This is a genomic window from Yoonia sp. (assembly GCF_017854415.1).
Classification (GTDB): Bacteria; Pseudomonadota; Alphaproteobacteria; order Rhodobacterales; family Rhodobacteraceae; genus Yoonia.
In genome coordinates this window covers 1-3,247 of sequence record NZ_JAFMHR010000206.1, presented here as the reverse complement: position 1 = coordinate 3,247, position 3,247 = coordinate 1, and the positions used below count along the sequence as shown (strand labels likewise).

The window sequence follows — 3,247 nt, the reverse complement described above, 5'->3', positions numbered from 1 at the left end:
AAATGCGCAGGTGCGCCGCAGAAGGCGATGTATTTATCGGGTGATGCGTGGTTCCGGCGCGGCGTGTTGAAAGACATTGATATCCAATTCAACAACGCTGGTGGGGTGCTGTTCGGGGTCAAGGACTACGTGCCTGCACTTGAGAAATACGTCAAAAAATACAGTGCTGAGCTAAACTTCTTCCACAATCTGGTGGCTGTTGATGGCCCCGCCAAGAAAGCATGGTTCGACGTCGCAAGGCCCGACACGCCTGTTGAGCGGGTCGAGATGGAATTCGACATGATGCATGTCTGTCCACCGCAATCTGCGCCTGACTTTATCAGGGTTTCACCATTGGCGGATGCGGCAGGCTGGGTGGACGTGGATCAGTCAACACTGCGCCACAAGACCTATGAAAACATCTGGTCATTGGGCGATGTGATGAACGCGCCAAATGCCAAGACTGCCGCGGCGGCTCGTCTACAGGCGCCGATTGTCGCGGCAAACGTCGTCGCAGACATCAATGGCCGCGCACCGGTGGCGCAGTATAATGGCTATGGATCATGCCCACTGACGGTTGAACGCGGCAAGATTGTTTTGGCTGAATTCGGCTATGGCGGCGCTTTGCTGCCCAGTTTCCCCAAGTTCTTGATCGACGGGACCCAACCATCGCGGTTGGCGTGGCTATTAAAGGAAAAGCTGCTTCCGCCGATTTATTGGCGTGCGATGCTGAAAGGGCGTGAATGGATGGCGAAGCCCGAAAAAATCAGCGCGCGCTAGCATGAACAACAATGTCTGATCATCTTATCCGCCTGGTGCCGATCCTGACATGGGCGCGCGACTATGATCGCGCGACCTTTGGAGATGACCTGATCGCGGCCCTGATCGTTACGATCATGCTGATACCGCAATCGCTTGCCTATGCATTGCTTGCGGGGTTGCCGCCAGAGGCAGGGCTATACGCGTCAATCGTGCCGATCTTGTTGTATACTGTCTTTGGTACCAGCCGCAGTTTGGCGGTTGGCCCCGTTGCGGTGGTGTCGCTGATGACCGCCGCTGCCTTAAGCAATATCGTCGAGCAAGGTACTGCGGGTTATGCTGTTGCCGCCCTATCTTTGGCCGGATTGTCGGGGATGATGTTGCTATTGTTAGGGCTGTTCCGGTTAGGTTTTCTGGCGAACTTTCTGTCGCATCCAGTGATTTCCGGTTTTATCACTGCTTCTGGGTTAATCATTGCCGCCAGCCAGTTGCGCCACATCTTTGGGATCGATGCAGAAGGGCACAACTTGCTGGATCTGATCGTGTCGGTTGTGATGCATTTGCCCCAAATAAATTTGCCAACAGCTGCCATCGGTGTTGGTGCGACGGTATTTTTGTTTTGGGTGCGCAAAGGGCTAAAGCCTGCGCTGCGCGGTATCGGTCTGGGTGAAAATGCTGCGGATATAGCGACCAAGGCAGGTCCTGTTGTGGCCGTTCTGGCGACAACCGTCGCTGTCTGGACATTGGACTTGGCGCAGGCAGGGGTGCAGATCGTTGGCACTGTTCCGCAAAGCCTGCCTCCCTTTACGCTGCCATCCTTTTCGCCAGCCTTGCTGCAGCAACTGGTGCTGCCCGCCTTTATGATTTCGGTCATCGGCTTTGTTGAATCGATTTCAGTTGCGCAAACGTTGGCCGCGAAAAAACGGCAGCGGGTCGATCCCAACCAAGAGCTTATTGGTCTTGGCGTGGCCAATCTGGGCGCTGCATTTACGGGCGGTTTTCCTGTTACGGGTGGGTTTTCGCGGTCCGTTGTAAATTTTGACGCCGGCGCAAGAACGCCCGCGGCTGGCGCATTTACTGCAATTGGACTGGCGATTGCGGCAGTCGGGCTGACCCCGCTTATCTATTTTTTACCCAAAGCTACGCTGGCCGCGACGATCATTGTGGCGGTACTTAGCCTTGTCGATTTCAGTATTTTGCGGCGCAGCTGGGACTATTCGCGCGCAGATTTCATGGCGGTGATTGCGACAATTTTGGTGACGCTGTCAGTTGGCGTCGAAGCGGGCGTTTCCGCCGGAGTTGCCCTGTCGATCTTGATGCATCTTTATGTCTCGTCGCGTCCTCATATCGCCGAAGTCGGGCTGGTTCGTGGCACCGAGCACTTTCGCAACATCCACCGCCACACGGTTCAGACAGATCCGCGCATCCTGACCTTGCGATTGGACGAAAGCCTGTATTTCGCCAATGCGCGATTTCTGGAGGACGTGATCCTTGCGCGGCTCGCCGGTGACGACCAGATCGAACACATCATCTTGCAATGCAGCGCCATTAACGAAATCGACCTCAGTGCGCTGGAAACACTAGAGGCGATCAACGAGCGGTTGTCAGATATGGGCGTAAAACTGCACCTATCAGAGGTGAAAGGCCCCGTTATGGATCGGCTTGAGCATGGTCACTTTCTGGAGCATCTTTCTGGCAAGGTCTTTATGTCGCAATACGAGGCCGCGTGTTTTGCGGGCCTAAAGCCAGATCGGCCCGTTCATGCCGACACATAGTCAGCTATGTGATATCGCGGCCTCTAATGCCAGCTTGGCCATGCATAGCTTGTAGCAGTGGGCAAATTCCGGGCAGGCCACACAATCATCCCATTCTGCGATGTCGGTTTGCACGCTCTTTTGGGATCGCGCTAACCCGGCGGTATCCAGTTCGAACGCGAAAACCTTGCCTTGCATTTTGTCGTTCATCTCAAAGTGCAGGCTGTCGTGAAACATCGTGCCGTAGCAGTGTTTGTGCTGTGTCATGCGACACCTCCTGAGTTTTTATTTGGTGCGGGTTTCAGAAATGCGCCAATCTCGGCCGTGCTCAAGACCCGTCCGCTTGATACGACTTTCTCGTCGATCACAAGTCCGGGTGTGGACATAATCCCGTAGCCTGCAATCGCGACGATGTCGGTCACCTTTTCAATCTCGGCGTCTATGTCTGCGGCCTGCAACGCAGCCTTCGTATTTTCCGCCAAGGCCACGCATTTTTTGCAACCAGAGCCCAGTATCTTGATGATCATTCGGTATCTTCCTTTCTAGATGAACAGATGCGCGGTGGCGTTGAAAATGTAGCCAATCAGTATGATACCAAAAGTAACAACGCCGATGAACACGGCCAGCAACGGCAGCTTAACAACCCGCTTGAGCATAATCATTGATGGCAACGACAAGGCCGTAACGGCCATCATAAAGGTCAAAGCGGTTCCCAACCCTACGCCCTTTTGCACCAATGCTTCTGCAATCGGCAG

4 protein-coding genes and 1 pseudogene are annotated in these 3,247 nt (G+C 54.5%); 2 read left to right on the top strand and 3 right to left on the bottom strand.

Annotation, left to right across the window (positions count from 1 at the left end; translation table 11 throughout):
- Both QZ197_RS15445 and sulP read left to right on the top strand, forming a co-directional pair.
- Window positions 1-759: pseudogene (locus QZ197_RS15445) on the top strand (NAD(FAD)-dependent dehydrogenase); the annotation flags it as partial.
- A gap of 11 nt (window positions 760-770) precedes the next feature.
- A complete protein-coding gene (sulP, locus tag QZ197_RS15440; protein WP_296433073.1) occupies window positions 771-2,513 on the top strand; it encodes a sulfate permease in 1,743 nt (580 codons plus the stop codon).
- Here sulP and QZ197_RS15435 read toward each other — a convergent pair whose 3' ends face one another.
- From QZ197_RS15435 to QZ197_RS15425, 3 genes are all read right to left on the bottom strand, one after another.
- Window positions 2,514-2,759 (bottom strand): hypothetical protein, encoded by a 246-nt coding sequence (locus QZ197_RS15435; protein ID WP_296433070.1) that lies wholly within the window; start codon window positions 2,757-2,759, stop codon window positions 2,514-2,516. It lies immediately after the preceding gene.
- Entirely contained in the window at window positions 2,756-3,019 is a 264-nt protein-coding gene (locus QZ197_RS15430) for a thioredoxin family protein (protein ID WP_296433068.1), read from the bottom strand. The genes QZ197_RS15435 and QZ197_RS15430 overlap by 4 nt, the downstream gene beginning before the upstream one ends.
- A gap of 15 nt (window positions 3,020-3,034) precedes the next feature.
- Window positions 3,035-3,247 (bottom strand): permease (locus QZ197_RS15425; protein ID WP_296433067.1); only part of this gene is annotated, 213 nt, incomplete at its 5' end.

What these genes read in the sequence shown, in the direction of transcription:
- QZ197_RS15435 (WP_296433070.1), bottom strand. Translation starts at nt 2,759, where the DNA reads ATGACACAGCACAAACACTGCTACGGCACGATGTTTCACGACAGCCTG.
- QZ197_RS15430 (WP_296433068.1), bottom strand. Translation starts at nt 3,019, where the DNA reads ATGATCATCAAGATACTGGGCTCTGGTTGCAAAAAATGCGTGGCCTTG.
- sulP (WP_296433073.1), top strand. Translation starts at nt 771, where the DNA reads ATGTCTGATCATCTTATCCGCCTGGTGCCGATCCTGACATGGGCGCGC.